The sequence below is a fragment of the Paenibacillus sp. FSL L8-0663 genome (genome assembly GCF_038008125.1).
GTDB lineage: Bacteria > Bacillota > Bacilli > Paenibacillales > Paenibacillaceae > Paenibacillus > Paenibacillus polymyxa_D.
Genome location: NZ_JBBOYM010000001.1, coordinates 4,116,718 through 4,133,590, shown reverse-complemented (window position 1 = coordinate 4,133,590; position 16,873 = coordinate 4,116,718). Strand labels below are relative to the sequence as shown.

General features: G+C 46.6%; 15 protein-coding genes. 8 read left to right on the top strand and 7 right to left on the bottom strand.

Going from position 1 to position 16,873, the window contains the following annotated elements; translation table 11 throughout:
- From dhaK to MKY75_RS18140, 3 genes are all read left to right on the top strand, one after another.
- Window positions 1-1,761 carry a dihydroxyacetone kinase subunit DhaK gene (gene dhaK, locus MKY75_RS18150; RefSeq protein ID WP_069012505.1) on the top strand — a complete coding sequence of 587 codons (1,761 nt, stop codon included), beginning with the start codon at window positions 1-3 and terminating at the stop codon, window positions 1,759-1,761.
- Window positions 1,762-1,989: 228 nt separating this feature from the next.
- Window positions 1,990-2,241, top strand: coding sequence for a hypothetical protein (locus MKY75_RS18145; protein WP_039273050.1), 252 nt, complete (start codon window positions 1,990-1,992; stop codon window positions 2,239-2,241).
- A gap of 404 nt (window positions 2,242-2,645) precedes the next feature.
- Window positions 2,646-4,259 (top strand): cellulase family glycosylhydrolase, encoded by a 1,614-nt coding sequence (locus MKY75_RS18140; protein WP_340886173.1) that lies wholly within the window; start codon window positions 2,646-2,648, stop codon window positions 4,257-4,259.
- Between the two features lie 331 nt (window positions 4,260-4,590).
- On the opposite strand, the gene MKY75_RS18135 is transcribed toward MKY75_RS18140, so the two are convergent.
- Window positions 4,591-5,595, bottom strand: a complete 1,005-nt coding sequence (locus MKY75_RS18135) for an LLM class flavin-dependent oxidoreductase (protein ID WP_029515656.1) — start codon at window positions 5,593-5,595, stop codon at window positions 4,591-4,593.
- A 151-nt stretch (window positions 5,596-5,746) separates the two neighbouring features.
- On the opposite strand from MKY75_RS18135, the gene MKY75_RS18130 reads away from it, so the two are divergent.
- Window positions 5,747-6,070 carry a DUF3817 domain-containing protein gene (locus tag MKY75_RS18130; protein ID WP_029515655.1) on the top strand — a complete coding sequence of 108 codons (324 nt, stop codon included), beginning with the start codon at window positions 5,747-5,749 and terminating at the stop codon, window positions 6,068-6,070.
- 129 nt (window positions 6,071-6,199) lie between these two features.
- Here MKY75_RS18130 and MKY75_RS18125 read toward each other — a convergent pair whose 3' ends face one another.
- Both MKY75_RS18125 and MKY75_RS18120 read right to left on the bottom strand, forming a co-directional pair.
- Window positions 6,200-7,150 carry an acetylxylan esterase gene (locus MKY75_RS18125; protein WP_165149617.1) on the bottom strand — a complete coding sequence of 317 codons (951 nt, stop codon included), beginning with the start codon at window positions 7,148-7,150 and terminating at the stop codon, window positions 6,200-6,202.
- Between the two features lie 36 nt (window positions 7,151-7,186).
- On the bottom strand, window positions 7,187-7,450 hold the full coding sequence (locus tag MKY75_RS18120; RefSeq protein WP_238437904.1) for a YkgJ family cysteine cluster protein: 264 nt from the start codon (window positions 7,448-7,450) through the stop codon (window positions 7,187-7,189).
- A 297-nt stretch (window positions 7,451-7,747) separates the two neighbouring features.
- Here MKY75_RS18120 and MKY75_RS18115 point away from each other — a divergent pair, with 297 nt between their 5' ends.
- Complete coding sequence (locus MKY75_RS18115) at window positions 7,748-8,005, top strand: GlsB/YeaQ/YmgE family stress response membrane protein (RefSeq protein WP_013311445.1); 258 nt, start codon at window positions 7,748-7,750, stop codon at window positions 8,003-8,005.
- 118 nt (window positions 8,006-8,123) lie between these two features.
- Here the strand turns inward: MKY75_RS18115 and MKY75_RS18110 are convergent, their stop codons facing one another.
- The gene (locus MKY75_RS18110; protein WP_165149615.1) at window positions 8,124-9,425 is read right to left on the bottom strand and encodes an MFS transporter; all 1,302 of its coding nucleotides are present in this window, start codon (window positions 9,423-9,425) and stop codon (window positions 8,124-8,126) included.
- A 279-nt stretch (window positions 9,426-9,704) separates the two neighbouring features.
- Here MKY75_RS18110 and MKY75_RS18105 point away from each other — a divergent pair, with 279 nt between their 5' ends.
- From MKY75_RS18105 to MKY75_RS18095, 3 genes are all read left to right on the top strand, one after another.
- Window positions 9,705-10,556, top strand: a complete 852-nt coding sequence (locus MKY75_RS18105) for an amino acid ABC transporter substrate-binding protein (RefSeq protein WP_165149613.1) — start codon at window positions 9,705-9,707, stop codon at window positions 10,554-10,556.
- A 73-nt stretch (window positions 10,557-10,629) separates the two neighbouring features.
- Complete coding sequence (locus MKY75_RS18100; protein WP_069012510.1) at window positions 10,630-11,298, top strand: amino acid ABC transporter permease; 669 nt, start codon at window positions 10,630-10,632, stop codon at window positions 11,296-11,298.
- Between the two features lie 14 nt (window positions 11,299-11,312).
- A complete protein-coding gene (locus MKY75_RS18095; protein ID WP_340886171.1) occupies window positions 11,313-12,065 on the top strand; it encodes an amino acid ABC transporter ATP-binding protein in 753 nt (250 codons plus the stop codon).
- Between the two features lie 122 nt (window positions 12,066-12,187).
- On the opposite strand, the gene MKY75_RS18090 is transcribed toward MKY75_RS18095, so the two are convergent.
- From MKY75_RS18090 to MKY75_RS18080, 3 genes are all read right to left on the bottom strand, one after another.
- Complete coding sequence (locus MKY75_RS18090) at window positions 12,188-13,342, bottom strand: MFS transporter (protein ID WP_069012512.1); 1,155 nt, start codon at window positions 13,340-13,342, stop codon at window positions 12,188-12,190.
- 262 nt (window positions 13,343-13,604) lie between these two features.
- On the bottom strand, window positions 13,605-14,885 hold the full coding sequence (locus tag MKY75_RS18085; RefSeq protein WP_029515648.1) for an AAA family ATPase: 1,281 nt from the start codon (window positions 14,883-14,885) through the stop codon (window positions 13,605-13,607).
- Window position 14,886: 1 nt separating this feature from the next.
- Complete coding sequence (locus MKY75_RS18080; protein WP_340886167.1) at window positions 14,887-16,344, bottom strand: RtcB family protein; 1,458 nt, start codon at window positions 16,342-16,344, stop codon at window positions 14,887-14,889.
- Window positions 16,345-16,873 lie beyond the last annotated feature (529 nt).

Below are 16,873 nucleotides of genomic sequence, written 5' to 3'. Positions count from 1 at the left end.
ATGAAAAAGGTCATCAACCGTGCGGAAAATTTGGTCCTTGAGATGTGCAGTGGTATTGCGCTCGCGCATCCTGAGTTGGAATTTCTGCCAAAATACAAAGTGCTCAAGAAAAAGGAATTGAACGCGGAGAAAGTAACGCTCATCAGCGGCGGTGGCAGCGGGCATGAACCCGCCCACGCCGGCTTCGTTGGCCAAGGGATGCTCGATGCCGCGGTCTGCGGTGATGTCTTCGCCTCTCCCTCACAAATTCAAGTATATCAGGCCATCCGAGCGACGACCGGGAAAAAAGGTGCGCTGCTGATTATCAAAAATTACAGCGGCGATATTATGAACTTTAGAAACGGCGCCCATCTGGCCACTGAAGACGGTCTGGAAGTGGACTATGTAAAGGTTGAGGACGACATCGCGGTAGAAGACAGCCTATATACAGTCGGACGGCGCGGAGTGGCGGGAACGGTACTCGTCCACAAGATCGCGGGTGCAGCGGCGGAAGAGGGCCGGAGTCTGGCGGAAGTTAAAGCAGTAGCCGAGAAAGCCGCTGCGAATGTACGCAGTATCGGATTCGCATTGACTTCGTGTACCGTGCCGGCGAAGGGCACGCCAACATTAGAGCTCGGGCATGATGAAATCGAGTACGGTGTTGGCATTCACGGCGAGCCTGGGACCAGCCGCGAGAAGCTGACGGATGCAGATACGCTGGCAGCCAGAATGGTAACCGATCTCCTTCGAGACATGCAGATCGAAACTGGATTCAGCGGAGAAATCGCCCTGTTGATCAATGGTTTCGGCGGTACGCCTCTGCAAGAACTGTACCTCTTCAACCATTCGGTCACTCGCGAACTAGCAGCGAAGGGGGTCAAGATTGATCGTACTTTTGTCAACAATTATATGACGAGTATCGATATGGCAGGTATCTCGGTTTCCATCATGAAGCTGGACAAGGAACTGAAAACGCTCCTCTCTCATGAAAGCAACGCGCCTGCGTTCAAGGTGGCTGGACCTGTTGATCATGTCGTATTCACGGATATTTCAACTGTAGCAGACGAAAAGCGGCAAGTATCCTTTGAGGTAGAAACGGACCCTGCCTTCGCAGTTATTGAAAACAACAAAATTACGTTGAACAATCTTACCTACCTAGTCGATAAGATGAGTGAGGTTATCATCAAGAATGAGGTACCTTTCTGCGATCTTGACGCTCATGCAGGCGACGGCGACTTTGGCATGAGCGTTGCTAAGGGATTTCGTCAGCTGAAACGGGAATGGAGAGACATCCTGAATCAAGACTCTTTGACGATGGGAGCCTTTCTTCATTCATGCTCGCTCGTCATCATGGAATACTGCGGTGGCGCTTCGGGTCCGATATGGGGCTCAGCATTTCGCGCAGCGGCACGATCTGCTGGCGAACGAACCGAACTCACCGTTTCCGAATTCGCAGATATGATGCAGGCTGCGGTGCAAGGCATACAATCAACAGGCGAACGTTCTTTCGGCAGAGGAGCCGTTGTTGGCGATAAAACGCTTATTGATGCATTAGTGCCATGTGCAGATAGCTGGTTGGAGAGCGCAAAATTAGATTTTGACGTGAAGACAGCCTTTGTAAGTGGTGCTCAAGCCGCTGTATTAGGGGCCAAAAAGACGGAAGACATCGTGGCGCGTATGGGCCGTGCCGGAACGGTAGGAGAGAGAAGCCTTGGTTATCCAGACGCGGGGGCTTATGCGCTTGGCGTGATTTTTACGGAGCTTGCTGATTGTTTGAACTGATTTTCTATAAATCCAAAATTACTGGCACGAACACTTCGTTTAGATTTCCATTCCTGCCCGTACCACTCGCTAATTCTTAAAAATTCAAGGTTTGTTCATTGCAATTGATGTGCATTAGGTTTATAATTTCAGACGGATTCAACGGGCTTATCCCGGAATCCATGGGAGTTCATCCCATCTGAGCTAGCTTACTGCATGCTCAAATATGAATTAAGCGAGGGATTTACAATGAAAACCTGCTGCACCATCCAAGTTGACGAAGACAGTTTAGTTATTGATTTGCCAGAAGAAGGAACCACGCTAGAGTCCCTGCTCGGTGATATTGAGAGCTGTGGAGGTAGTGAAGAACCTTGGCTGCAACTTATTGACAAGGTAATAGGTAACTCATCTGAGACTGTACTGACAGAGCAAGCGACGGATGGCGGCGATATGAAGAAAGATCAGACGACCAAAGAACCTCAAGCAACTGCTCAGGGGTAATAGGGAGATCATACGTTAAGACGATATTTGTAACATTATTCGATCACATATAAGATCATCTATAAGACTGCTACCGAGCCAAGGCACGGGAAGCGGTCTTTTTTTATTAAAATAACTAAAATTCTCCGAATTTTGCAATTGGTAAATGAGTCTTTTGTCCCTTTAGTACTCCATAGTAGCCAACCAAGTAGAACACATCCCAAAACCGTGACTTCCTGTTCATTTTCTATCATAAAGTCGAAATGTAACATGGAACTAACTATAATAGTAGTATCATCCATATACAGGTAAGTGACATCGATGTTTGGACCTGATCCTCTTGTTGTATAAAGGAGGGGGTAAAAGAGCAGAGAACAACGTACTGATAAGTCTCATCTACTTTATAAAAAGGAAGGAATGTGTAAATGATGAATGGGCAATGGATCCTGTCAAGGATCGCAAAAAGAGTAGCGGTGATGCTAACAGCAGTATTACTATTAACGTTAACGAACGGATTCAACTGGAATACGCAAACAGCAGAGGCTGCTGGGACGACACCTGTGGAACGTTACGGACAACTTTCAGTAAAGAATGGTAAATTGGTGGATAAAAACGGTAAACCTGTGCAACTCAAAGGTATTAGCTCTCACGGCGTCCAATGGTTTGGGGATCTGGTAAATCAGGACTCTATGAAATGGCTACGGGACGATTGGGGCATTTCCGTATTTCGGGTTGCACTGTACACTGAAGAAGGTGGTTATATCGCCAATCCTTCTTTGAAAAATAAAGTGAAAGAAGCGATTGAGGTAGCACAGAAACTGGGCTTGTACGTCATTATCGACTGGCACATTCTTTCAGATGGCGATCCGAACATTCATAAAAATGAAGCCAAAGCTTTCTTTAATGAATTTTCAACTCAGTACGGCCATTTACCTAACGTAATCTATGAACTTGCCAATGAGCCGAATGGAAATGTGAACTGGAACAATCAAATCCGACCTTATGCGTCTGAGGTATCTCAGGTTATTCGCGCTAAGGACCCGGACAATATTATTATTGTAGGAACAGGCACATGGAGTCAGGATGTACATGATGCAGCAGACCATCCACTTCCAGACAAGAATACAATGTATACCGTACATTTCTATGCGGGTACGCATGGACAATTCTTGCGCGATCGGGTCGATTATGCACTGAACAAAGGCGTGGGCATATTTGCTACCGAGTGGGGTACAAGCGATGCTTCGGGTAACGGTGGTCCGTTCCTGAATGAATCCAAAGTATGGACTGATTTTCTGGCTAGCCGTGGAATCAGTTGGACTAACTGGTCGCTGTCAGATAAAAATGAGACCTCTGCTGCGCTGATGTCTGGTGCTGACCGTAAGGGCGGATGGCCTGATTCACAATTGTCCGCTTCTGGAAAATTCGTAAAACAGGCGATTCTGGAAGGCTCCAGCAACATTGGTGGAGGCGGAAACAACGGTGGGGATAACGGCGGAGATGGCAACACTGGCGGTAATAACGGTGGTGGCAACAACGGCGGCGATAACGACAACGGAGGAAGTACACCAGGCAGTAACGATCAAGGAATTGTGCTACAGTATCGCACCGGTGACACAAATGCCAAGGATAACGCAATCCGTCCTGAATTTAATATCAAAAATAAAGGGAAAACAGCTGTGAAGTTGAGCGATCTAAAAATTCGCTACTATTACACAGATGAAAGCAAACAAGCTCAGCAGTTTTTTGTAGACTGGGCCAGGATTGGCAATGAGAAGGTAAAAGCAACTTTTGTAACATTGCCGAATCCAAAGGCCAAGGCTGATAAATATGTGGAGATTTCTTTCACAGATGGAGCCGGAACGATTCAGCCCGGTGGGGAAAGCGGAGAAATTCAACCCCGTATTCATGCTGCAAATTGGAGCAATTTTGATGAGACCAACGATTACTCCTATGGTGCTACCCAAAAAGCATTTGCAGACTGGGACCATGGCACTGTATATCAGCAGGGTAAGCTGGTTTGGGGTATAGAACCTTAGGAACCTTAGAATTTAACCGTTATTAACTTTATCGGAATGAGTAAAGAATGGGACTTTTGGGTGCAATTTTTCCAAGGTTTGGAGTATAGAATATGCGCCTTTGGTATATACGAACTGGAACTTTAGGAGGTAACAACTGGAACTTTAGTTTCGATGTGTATACTACCAAAGTACCATATGGTGTTAGACTTTTGTAGTGCTTGAATTACTTCCATAGTGTAGATGGGTTGGTTCCAATGAACCCTTCTCTACGACAAACCCCCGCTGTTGCCATTATAGGCTGGCGGGGGTTTTTTATGTTTCTGAAGCTCAGCCTCCGTTCAACGGCTGTCTATACCAAATCAAAAGCTTTGGCCAGCAGACGGTAGGACTGAACACGTTTATCAAAGTCATGAATGGATGAAACGACCAGTAACTCATCGGTACGATACTGCTCAGCCAGTCTTAGTAGCTGTTCCTTACACTGTTCAGGGGTACCAACAACACGCCATGCTGCGGACTGACGCAGCCGCTCACGATCCAACTCTGTGTATGGATAGGACATTGCTGTTTTCACCGACGGAAGAGAACTCATTTCTTTACCTTGCATGAGCAAAAGGAAATACAAACTAGCACTGGACGCCAGCTGCTCAGCCTCTTCTTCGGTTTCAGCGCAGGCCACCGTAACTGCCGCCATGGAATGGGGCTTATCACCCAGGATCGAAGGCTGAAATTGCTCGTGGTAACGTGCAGTAGCTTCTACACCGCCTGGAGTCCCGAAAAATTGGGCAAAGGCATAGGAGGCCCCCATCATCGCAGCCAATCGGGCGCTCTCTCCGCTGGAGCCGAGCAACCATAATTCAGGAACGGTCGATATCATCGGGGAGGCATGAAGACCGGCAAACCGATGATTGTCAGGCACCGAATCATGGAAGTAGTCGATTAAATCGAGAATCTGCTGTGGATATTGTTCGACAGATTGGTACTTGCCTTCCTGCAGGGCGCGAGTAGCAAGCGGTAAACCGCCGGGAGCCCGCCCTATTCCCAGGTCGATACGTCCTGGATGGAGTGCCTCCAGCAAACGGAAGTTTTCGGCGACTTTATACGCGCTATAGTGTGGCAGCATAATACCGCCTGAACCCACACGAATGCGTGATGTGTGAGCAGCCAAATGCGCAATCAGCACCTCAGGGCTGGAATGCGCTAGTGTTTTGGAAGCATGATGTTCGGATACCCAATAACGGCTGTACCCCAGTTGGTCAGCTTCGCGGGCTAAATCTGTTGTATTGGATAATGCATCCTGAGCAGTACCGCCTTCAGGAATATGAGACTGGTCCAGTATACCCAGTTTAAGCATTTATAATCACCTCTTACACAACTCTATCAGACACAACTCACTAGGTCAAAATTCAAAATGGATAGGTTGGAGTTTGGGGACCTTTTCGTTATAATAAAGGATGTGTAAAGGATGAGAGTACATCCTTGCTAATGGAGAGGGGATTGAAATTGTGTTAAGAACACCTTTAGGGCGTGTCCGACTCATGCTCTGGATTCAAGCTATAGCTTATTTGGCGATACTATTCACCCACCAGCCGCTGCAAGCAGCGGGCATGGCCCAGGCGGTTATGGTGATTGGTAACATATACCGGGTGAGCTTTTTGTTGCTCCTCGTTGCTTTGATCTATGGGAAAACAGCACTGCATTGGTCTATACGGCGGCCTCTTTTTATTATGTTTGCCTCCTTCATTCCGTTTGGTCTGATGATTATGGATTTTGTTTGGGTGCGAAAATGGACAGGGGATTCGGCAGCAGAACAGCGAGCTGCATCGTAATCTTAGAAGTTTTGTTTTGTGTGAGTTGTCGAGGAGTTTGTCTGGCGTAAGCGGGACTGGCCCCGATGCAGCAGAAAAGAACATTACGCAGGTTGATGCGTGGTGTTCTTTTTTTGTGCACCGGAGGAATTATGAAAAATGCTGCACTAAAAATTCAACTGTTTTACGTCTTTGAAAGCCTTCAACCCAATGTCCGGTAAACGGATAAATTTCAATCGTTTTCGGTGATTCAATACGGTTATAAGCGGCGAAAATCGTCTCTGGCATACACACAGTATCCTTGAACCCTACCGATACCATGATCGGGATACGAATACGATGAGCAAGATTCATCACGTCAAAATAACTTAATGTATGTAGCACCTGCTCCAAATGCTCCGGAAATCGGTTAGCAAATTCAGCTGCTTCCGTCAGCGAACTGGTAGAATTCATCATACCAAAATCCATATGACACATATTGGGGATATCCGCTACTGAAATAGCAGCTTTATCGCTGAGCGCAGCCACCATTAATGAAAGTCCTCCGCCCTGACTGGCGCCACTGATTGCGATTTTAGCCGAATCGACATCCGACTGCTCCGCTACCCAATCTACGGCTCTAAGGGCATCAGTTGTAATCGTTTTGTAGTAGCAGGTATCTTTGTCCAATATTCCTTTCGTTACCCAGCCTTTAACCGTACCATGAGCATCACCCAGACGGTCTCCCGTTTCTCCACCTTGACCACGTACATCTACTGCCAATACAGCAAAGCCAAGCATAAGCCAGGAGGAATAATCTTCAGGATAGCCTTTTCCGCCTGTATAGCCATGAAACAGAACGATACATGGCAGCTTTTGATCTCCGGCAAATCGGGGGCGTACATACCAGGCATGCAGAGGCGTATCATCGACACCCTCAAAAGTAACCCGGTAGGCAAGAATATGAGGATATGGCGTTTCTACGAGAGTTTTGAACGCATGTACAGGTTTGGCGTGGACTTCTTCCAGTGTTTTGGCCCAGAATAAATCTATATCATTCGGGGCGGTAAGATCGGGTCGATATTGCTTCAATTCGGCAATTCTTTTTTCAATAACATTCATAATCAAAATTCTCCTTCATATAGAATGAACTTCTCCTTAAGTTTTACCCGGTAAAGTTGACTCCTCTAGCTCTCTCAGTAGCTGATATGCTCTTTCATTAGTGCTTCCGCACGTATCCTCATCAGCATGGAACCCACTGCACACAACTGGGCGCTCAGGTTTGCCAAACAATCGGCAACGGTAATCGGAAGTTAGCTGAGGGCAAGGAACACCAGCTGGTTTTCCATCTGGCATGCCGGGAATAGGGGAAGAAATCGTAATGGCAATGCAGCACGCGGCACATCCTACTCGACACTCCAGTTGGGGTCACTCCTTAATAATCTGTTATTTTTGTAACTTATGCATGAAGTGACATTGATGAAGCCATAATGTGAGGATGGCACAAAAAAAGCAGGAATACAAGGATAAACGCATATGAGACACACTTTTCACACAAGGGGTATAAATAGTCGTAGAGGCACGTAAGATGGTATCAAGTCCCTAAATCAGTGTTCCATACTGTGGTAATATTAACCAATCGTCTTTTGTGTGTTCAAAAGGAGTTCGAGTGGTTAATAATAGAACACAACGATAAAAACTTAAACGAGGTGACGCAAAATGAGTTGGTTATGGGCATTGATTGTTGGTGGTATTATTGGTTGGTTGGCAGGAATTATTGCAGGTCGTGATGTTCCGGGTGGCGTGATAGGTAACATCATCGCTGGTTTTATCGGCGCATGGTTGGGTAGCTTGATTCTGGGAAACTGGGGTCCTGAAATCGGATCATTCTACATCGTTCCTGCATTAATTGGTGCGATTGTGCTGGTCGTGATTGTAAGCTTGATCTTCCGTTCCGTTGGACGGACTAGAGGCTAACCTTACGAATCATTGAATAGACTAGCCCCTATGGGGCACAAGGCTAAAATGGAAAGAAGCTGCTTCCGCAAGGTTCGCAAATGAACCTGTGGGAGCAGCTTTTTTTTGAGGAAAAGTCCTATTGAAAACGCCTGATATGAGGAACACTCAGAACGCCTAGCACGATACACATGCCGATGGTTGCAAACATACCCATGGTGAACATACCACCAAGCTTATCAGCCGCAGCACCTACTGCCAGATAGCCGACAGGGAGCAGGGCAAAGGAAAACATTAGATCCAGACTAGCTACACGTCCAAAAGACTCGGCTGGGACTAATTCCTGAAGGCTCGTCTCCCAGATAATCGCAAATATCATAATGCCAAACCCTTCGAGCATCATGCTCATAATCAGTCCTGGCATCCAAGTGACTACAGACAACAGTAGTAAAGCAAGACCGCTGACAAAAGCTCCTAAGTAAGCGAGCAGGCCACGATGCTTCCAATGCTTGCGTGATCCATACACAAAGGCCCCCAACATGGCGCCAATACCGCTACTTGCCATCGCAATGCCATATACGACTGGATTGTAGCCATGATGAACCTTGAACAGCCATGGAATGAGTACAGCGATAATGCCTGAATAACAAATATTAATGAATGAAAAGGCAAGAATCGTAATCCATAGCCAAGGATGGCTTTTGAGAATGGTAAAGCCTGCGATAAAATCCTTGAGAAAATGCTGTCCCCCCTGATCTTGCTGTTCTGGATCTACCTGACCTTTGCCGATGATGGAGGCCAAATGAGCGCTCAGCATCCAAAAACAGGCAAAAGATATCAGATAAGCGATAGAATCCAGCCCAAAGCCCACACCCGGTGAGGAAAAAGATACAATGAAGCCTCCTAACGGAGGACCAAGTAGACGGACGGCTTGTATACTAATCTGGCTAAGCGCGTTGGCTGCATTGCGTATGTCCGGTGTGAACACCTGTGCACGTAAGGCAGAATAAGCGGGATTAAAGATACCGTCCATCAATCCGTATAACGCTAGGCCAACGAATAGAAACGGCAATTTCATCCCGCCCGTAAACATCAGCACGGCCGCAATGAACATCAGCCCAAACCGGGCGATATTCGTAAACAGAAGGAGACGGATTCGGTCAATTCTGTCCACAATCATTCCTGCGAAAGGCAGAATAAGTACATTAGGCAGCATATAAACCGTCATCGCCAGTCCCATGATAGTAGTCGAGCCTGTTAGGGAATAGATAACCAGTGGCAAAATGACTGTGGTGACTGAGCTCCCCAACATTGCGATCCAATGTCCAAGCCACAACAAGGTGAACGCTTTGGATTGTTTTAAGGGTGAAGTGAAAGTAGCCCAGGCCGAGGGACTGCCTTCAGGTGAAGTAGAGGATAAGGTTGAATTCTGGGTATCCATGATCACACTCCGGTACATATTTCTAAATTGCATATTAAAACCTATTATACGAAATCTCAAACGTGAGGGTACAGAAAAAGTTGCTGTGAGGGGAGTTATAATGAATAACCTGCCAATGAAAGAGTCAACCTAGAATAACTTTAGGCCACAAAAATATATAACTTACCTTTTTCATAGGGATTATTGGATAAAAGCATTGACGCGTGAAAATGAATGATGTACTATTCAATGACCAGCCGCGTGCTAGGTTATCAAGAAAAGGGAAAGAGTGTGGATACCATGAAAAAATTTAGTTTTTTGCCGATTGTACTCATCGTGATGGCATTGCTGGTTTCGGCCTGCGGGAACAACGATAAAGGCGCCAGTACCAATAATGCATCTACCGGAGAAAACGGATCTAATAATGGAAAAGCAGATACCACTGCTACAGCTACTCTTGAATCTGTAAAAGCAAGCGGCAAGCTAAGAATTGGCACGGAAGGCACCTATGCTCCGTTTACCTACCATGATGCTGCTGGTAAACTGACGGGCTTCGATGTCGATATTGCGACTGAAGTGAGCAAACGCCTGGGTGTACAACCGGAGTTTATCGAGACGCAATGGGACGGCATATTCGCAGGGTTGAACTCCAAGCGGTTTGACACAGTGTTCAATGAAGTATCCATTACAGACGAGCGCAAGCAAAAATATGATTTTTCCGATCCGTACATTGTCTCCAAGGCAGTTCTGATCGTAAGCGAAGACAATACAGACATCCATAAATTTGCTGATCTAAAAGGGAAAAAGTCCGGGCAATCCCTGACCAGCAACCTGACTCAAATCGCGAAAAGCAACGGTGCGGAAATTGTGGCAACAGAGGGATTCAACCAAGCCATTGACCTCCTCACTTCCAAACGGGTGGATGCGACCGTCAATGATGGATTATCCTATCTCGATCTGAAAAAGCAAAAGCCAGACGCACCCATCAAAAAGGTGGACGAATCTCCAGATGCTTCACACAGCGCAGCTGTATTCAATAAAGGCAGCGAAGATTTGATCAAGGAAGTAAACAAAGCGTTGGCTGATATGAAGGCTGACGGTACGTATCTGAAAATTTCCGAGAAATATTTTGGAGCCGACGTATCCAAATAATAAATGAAGACCAAACGTTCGCCAAGGCGAACCGAATCTTCTCAAACCTATCTTTTCAAAGGATGTCTGTACAATGGATGATCGCCAAATACAAATCATTATGGATTCATTATTGCCTCTGCTAAAAGCAGGGGTTTCTTTTACGATTCCGCTCACGCTTATCTCCTTTGCTCTGGGACTCGTGCTGGCGCTGATTACAGCGTTAGCCCGGCTGTCCAAATGGAGAATACTCAAGCTGATTTTCGGCTTCTATGTATGGGTGATTCGAGGAACTCCGTTGCTGGTGCAATTGTATATTATTTTCTATGGTTTACCTTCCGTAGGTATTACATTGGACCCGTTTATTGCTTCAGTAATCGGTTTTACCCTCAGCGTAGGGGCTTATAGCTCTGAAATTATACGTGCGGCTATCATATCTATTCAGGAAGGCCAATGGGAGGCGGGATACTCCCTGGGGATGACGCGCTGGCAAGTATTGCGACGTATCGTGCTACCGCAAGCATCCCGTGTGTCCATACCTCCGTTGGCTAATTCATTCATCAGCTTGGTGAAGGATACCTCACTGGCTGCGACCATCACCTATGTGGAAATGTTCAGAACGGCTAACCAGATTGTAGCTACCACATACGAACCGCTATTGGTGTATACCGAGGCGGGGGTTATTTATCTGCTGTTTAGCACTATTTTGACTGTGCTGCAAAATTACCTGGAGAAGCGACTAGGCCGTTTTTCCGTCAGATAAAGGAGATTGTACCGGTGATCCAAATTCGGAATATACACAAATCGTTCGGCTCGCTGGAAGTGCTTAAGGGTGTTGACGTAACGTTGGGTAAGGGGAAGGTGCTTGTTATCATCGGTCCTTCCGGTTCTGGTAAAACAACGTTTTTACGCTGCTTAAATTTGCTGGAGATTCCTGACCAAGGAGAGATTCAAGTAGGGGATATTGCACTGAATTTTGCGAAAGGAACGAAGCTCCGGCAAGAAAATATTTTGGCGCTGCGCAAGCGGACAGGGATGGTGTTTCAATCCTACAACCTTTTCCCACATATGACAGCAGCACAAAATGTGATGGAGGGACAAGTCACGGTTCAGAAAAAGAGCAAGGACGAAGCGCGCAAACGTGCATTGGAGTTGCTTAAAAAAGTGGGGTTGGCTGATAAAGCCGAATCCTATCCGCATCAGTTATCAGGAGGACAGCAGCAACGTGTCGGTATTGCCCGGGCAATGGCGGTCGAACCTGAGGTACTATTGTTCGACGAGCCGACCTCCGCGCTTGACCCCGAGTTGGTAGGCGAAGTGCTCAAGGTTATAAAACAGCTGGCTGCCGAAGGGATGACGATGGTCATTGTTACCCATGAAATGAAGTTTGCAGCCGAGGTCGCGGACCATGTGATTTTGATGGATCAGGGTGTAATCGTTGAGCAGGGTACGCCGCATGAGGTTCTGGAACAGCCCACCAGTCCACGGGCTATTCAGTTTTTGAATCGTCTGAGCGGGGAAGTGGAATAAAGGGAAATACAGTATTTATTAAAATAAGCGTTTAGACTGAATAAAAGGCAGCTACAGCCCCGGGCATTTCAAAAATAAAGCCTTGCACCCGTAGCTGCCTTTTGCTCATCAGTTGCCCTCTTTTATTTCATTTTTAATGTAAGCAAAAAAGTAATCAACAGAATACAACAGCCTGCTATAAATGGAGCGAACAGATTTGCATCCAATAAAAAACCCGCTAGAGTAGGGCCTAAAATATTCCCAACACTCATATAGGCATTATTCATACCAGCTACATATCCTTGCTCATTCCCGGCCATCTTCGATAATTGTGTATTAAGAGCTGGACGAAGCATAGCTGTGGCAAAGAAAATAAGGGAAGTGACAAGGAAGATACTCCAGAAATCTTTGGCTAGGAGAAATAAAATATAAGCAACAGAGGTGAAAAGAAGCGATCCTTTGATCACTCTTTGTTCACCAAACTTATTGATTATTTTAGCAACAACTAATGCTTGCATACCGACTCCGATCACAGCACCTGCGGTCAGAATGACAGCAATATTTTGCGGCGAGAATTGGAAGCGGTTCGTTACATATAAACCAAGAACAGATTCAAAATTAGCGAGTCCAAAGGTCATCACCAGGACAAGTACAAAGAGCATTGTATATTTTGACTTCAATGATCTCGCGTATTGTTTATAAATAGATTCCTTCTGAATCATTCTTGCCCGTGCTGCTTTCATTTGCTCTTTCGATAAACTTTCAGGCAAACAAAACACTGAAAAAATAACAGCAGCTATAGCAGCACCTGTCGCTGTGTAAAGCGGCACTCTCGTTCCATATCCTGCAAGAAGACCACCCAATCCAGGTCCAATAACAAATCCGAATGACATGGCTGCGGCGAGCAGGCTGTTCCCTTTGGCGCGTTCTTCGGTTGTTGTAATATCCGCTACATATGCCATCATAGGAGGAACAATCAAGGCTGCTGCCATTCCTTCCAGAAGTCTTGAGGTATACAGCATCCATAATTCATCTCCGATAGCAAAGATAAATTTAGCTACAGCAAAAACAATGACACCTACGAGGATAAAAACTTTTCTCCCATATCGATCAGACAGCTGTCCAGTCAGGGGAGAGAGCAGGAACTGCGTTATGCCATAGGCTGCTACCAATAAACCGATTGCCCGCCCACTGGCTCCAAACTCAATGATCAGTTCCGGCAGGATGGGGGTAATTAAACCCACGCCCACCATAACAATGAAGATATTAATCATTAGAATCCCAAGTATTCTTTTCATGCAAAAAACCTCCTTATCCATTGGTTTCTGGATAGGAGGCAGACATACGAACAAGAAGATACACTGCTCCCGTCAAAGAAGCAATGCTCTTATCGTTAATACCCAAAAGCCTACACTAATCCTATCCAGAAAATTCGTAAGATTACGATTTTTTTCTTTGGTGGAATAGGATTAGTAGATCATTGGCTTAAGGTCACCCTTTCGATACTTTATTGTTTATCAACGTAACATAAATTTCTTGATAAGGCAATGAAAGGATAAATCAGAAGAACCCGACTCGTCCTTCGGCCACATTTTTTAGCCAGTCCTGCTTACGGCTCTTATCGAGCTCGCCTCGCATACCTTTGATAATCAGTTCAATATCGGCTTTTCCCTGCTCATGCCACTCCAGAGCCGTGCTGACATAAAGTTCTCCGAGCTGTGCCAGCGAAAACCCGTCAGTCATGGCTGCCGCCTTCTGTGTACCCGTTTCTCCTGCAAAAACAAGGAAGTTACGCAACTTGAGATATGCCAGTCGCAGCGCTTCGTCAGGCAAACTGATTTCATAAGCCCGGTCGAAACGCCCTGCCCGGTTCATCAGACCCGGGTCGATTTTTTCGGGATAATTGGTCGTTCCGATCAGGAAGATGCCCTCCTTGGATGTAGCACCGTCGAGGGTATTCAGGAAAAAAGAACGCACCTCCTGAGGCATGGAATCAATGTCCTCAATGACCAGCACCATCGGAGCCAGGCGAGTAGCCGCCTCGAACACCTCTTTGACCGATTCACTGGTTGTATACTCCGTAATTTGCCAGTAGGCTGCCGGACCCGGTACACTGCTGGCAATTGATTTTACAAGTGTTGTTTTACCATTGCCCGGATGGCCGTATAGCAGAATGCCGCGCTTGTAAGGAATGTTATAAGTCTGATAGAAGGTACGATCCGCTTCAAAAAACTGATCAAGTGATCGGAAAATATCCCGTTTGATTTCCGCTTTCAAAATCACGTCATCTCGCGTAATTGCGCGGGTTATCGGCTCTGCCTGCCGAGAAAGTCCACGGCTTGTGTCGGTAAACACGGTGACACGCTTCATATTCTGCTTACGTTCACGACCGCGTACTCCCGCGAGGAAGCCTTGCAGCTCCTGGTCGCCTATCGCAAATACGTAATCTTCATTGTACACGCCATTATCACGGAAAAAGGGAACTCGCGCCAGCGCGATGCCCCACTTGGGATAGGCGAATACATTATTACGCATCGACAGATGCACGCCGTATTCAGGAGTCGGCCCGTCATCGTCATACTGGATGGTGCGTTCCTCCAAACGATCGAAGACCCGTGCCACATGCTCCAGGTCGGGACTGCCTGAACGAATATCCTCCTCCAGCAGATCCCAATACTCAATATTGGGATCATCGCTGGCATACAGCACGTATTTTACGCCATAGCGGTTATAGAGTGCTTCACTGATACCGTCGATCAGACGGGCATAAGCGGCATAACCGGTAATGCGTCCATCTGTACGTTCATCAAATTCATAAATAGCTGGGATGTCTATACTCAAATTATTTGGCTCCTTTCAGGGCAGCTAGCGGCTTGCATTTGGCTACAACTGCTGCGAGTCCTGCCCCGGTGACACTTTCGATAATATCATCTACATTTTTGTAGGCTTGCGGAGATTCGTCGATAATGCTTTCCAGTGATGCCTGATTGACCACAATTTCGTCGTCTGTCCCTACACCCAGGGCCCCTGCAAAATCGTCCACACTGACGAGTCGTTTGGTCGCAGAACGCGAACGAATACGGCCTGCTCCATGGCAAATGGAGTGGAAGTTATCCTGACCGCCCGGTAAGCCTACCATAATATAAGAGGCTGTTCCCATAGAGCCGGGAATCAGGGCCGGATGCCCTGTCGCCTGATAAGGCCGCGGATTGTCGGGGTGTCCTGCTGGAAGAGCACGCGTAGCACCTTTACGATGCACAAACACACTACCGTGATCCGGATGGGATTCCTCCCAAGCATAATTGTGCATTAGATCGTACAAAGTATGCAACTCGCACTTTGTACCAAAGACATCGCGAAAGGCTTCACGCACGGAGTATGCGATGAGATGTCGGTTCACCACGGCATAATTCAGCGCCGAATACATCATATCGACATAATGTGCAGCTTCGGGATGGTCCAGCGGTGCGAATACCAGTCTCGGGTCAGAGGTACCGAGTCCGAGACGGCTCATCGTCTTGGCAATGGCAGATGAACTAGCCTGGCTGACTGCTCCACCCCAAGCCCGCGATCCAGAATGAATCATCACAGCCACCTGACCGTCGAACATCCCCCAAGCTTCAGCTGTTTCACGGTTTTCCTCCGCGATTTCAATCGCCTGAATTTCGACGAAATGATTGCCTCCACCCAGTGTGCCGAGCTGTCGGTGAGCCCGGTGCCATGTACGGTCTTCGACAAGATTCAGCACCTCCTCGTCAAAGGAGAACTTACTGTGCTCTACATGGGTGAGTGAGGTGGATTTCTTAGGAGTGTAGCTGTCCGGAATATATTTGTTGGGTAAGCCGTGTAGACCCTTGCGTACAATATGCTCCAGTCGGATATCCGAATAATGCCCGCGTTGGTGGGCTTCCATGGGCAAATATTTGTCGATGGTTTTGACCAGCTTACGGCGCAGCTTGGTTTCCTTCAAAGCATCCTTGTGCAGATTGGTCAGGTGTACGCGCATGCCGCAGCCAATATCACTGCCGACGATGGAGGGAGATACGTAACCATCCTCCATTCCCCATACAGCAGTCGTACCGATGCAGGTTCCGACGCCTACATGTACATCTGGTGTGTATCCCATATAGCGGATACCTGGAATTTGTAAATTGTTATTAGCCATCTCGAACACTTTGTAATCCAGTGAGGAGAAAAGTTGCTGAGAAGCATAGACGGTTAGATCACCTGCCGGAAGCTTCATCAGATGGCTGTATGGTCCTTCATGCAAGGACGAGTCGGTTGTATGTTGTATATTCATATAAATGGGTAGTTCCCTTCTTCAAGTAAATTCATAAATACTTGCATAAAAAGATTTAAAAAACAAAAAAAGCCGCAGACTTGTCGTCTACGGCTTCTTGCACCGAAAGTGTTATTACATTTTATGATCAACACATCATAAATACGTAAAATAACCTGTTCTTCCAATAGCATAAAAAAATAAAAAAGCCCGGCTAATCACGCCGTCAGACAGCGTGATATCACCCATCATGTCGCCCGAACGGGGCCGATGAGACGAAAACTCAAATATGTGGTTGTATCATGCTGCCTGTCTGTCGTTATCATGTAAAGCACGGTCATGTCTGTCGGCCCCCTTTTCTTAAAAGTTAATTGCTATGTTAATGGAAACCTGTGGAAGCTGTCAACCCCTGAAAGGTAGAAGTGTGGAAAAATGTGACTTTACTCATGGTGAAGTGTGAGTAACATCATAGTTCAATTGGCCCGAAGCTGTTATTGTACTAAATATTCAAATATTCAGATATTGTTGATCGTTTATAGGACAATTCTGT